The 920-nt window shown below is 67.2% G+C and carries 1 protein-coding gene; it reads left to right on the top strand.

The window, feature by feature from the left end:
- Positions 1–323: 323 nt before the first annotated feature.
- Positions 324–806: a (2Fe-2S)-binding protein gene (locus tag ACEN88_RS32830; RefSeq protein ID WP_413346465.1), complete on the top strand. Its 483-nt coding sequence runs from the start codon at positions 324–326 to the stop codon at positions 804–806.
- The last annotated feature ends 114 nt before the right edge of the window (positions 807–920 follow it).

The raw sequence follows: 920 nt of genomic DNA, 5'->3' as shown, positions 1-920 counted from the left end.
CACGCATACTGCTGCGCGCCGTGCTGGGCGCGCAGGTCGTGCTCGGCCACGTCCACGGCCAGCGGGCCGGCGAGCATCGTGGCGCCCAGCACGAGCACGCCGACGGCACCGGCGAGGCGGCTGCGCAGGTTGGTCGGAAAAGTGATCGGTCGTCGCATGTAAATGGGGCGTGCGATGCTGCGCATCGGGCCGCGCCAGTATGTCATAGCCCCCGGGTTTCTACTATTGCCACGTAAAAGATCAAATCCCTTGGTCTTGACGGGGCAGTTTGGTTTAGCATTGCACAGTTCCGATCTGGCAATCCAAACCCATCCCACGAGGACATGAGTAAATACACACTGAACGTCAACGGCAAGGCCCAGGCCGTTAACGTCGAAGCGGATACCCCGCTGCTGTGGGCGCTGCGCGATACCCTCGGCCTCGTCGGCACGAAATACGGTTGCGGCATCGGTGCCTGCGGCGCCTGCACCGTGCACGTGGACGGCCAGCCGGCCCGCGCCTGCCAATTGCCGGTGAGCAGCATCGGCAAGCGCCGCATCACCACGATCGAGGGCCTCGATGCCCGCGCCATGCATCCGCTGCAGCAGGCCTGGACCGAGCTGGACGTGCCGCAATGCGGCTATTGCCAGGCCGGCCAGATCATGACGGCTTGCGCCCTCCTGAAACAGCATCCGAAGCCGACCGACGCCCAGATCGACGACGCGATGGCCGGCAACCTGTGCCGCTGCGCGACGTATGTCCGTATCCGCGCCGGCATCCACCGGGCCGCGGACATTGCCGCGACCGGCGCCAAGGGGAAAGCATGAGCCGCCCCGCCTCCCCCGCGCGCCGCCGCTTCCTCGGCCAGTCGGCGGGCGTCGCATCACCACGATCGAGGGCCTCGATGCCCGCGCCATGCATCCGCTGCAGCAGGCCTGGAC

The sequence above is a fragment of the Massilia sp. CT11-108 genome, assembly GCF_047302915.1.
Taxonomy (GTDB): Bacteria; Pseudomonadota; Gammaproteobacteria; order Burkholderiales; family Burkholderiaceae_D; genus Telluria; species Telluria orientalis.
Note: the sequence above shows the minus strand (reverse complement) of the source record. Positions and strands in the feature narration are given on the sequence as shown.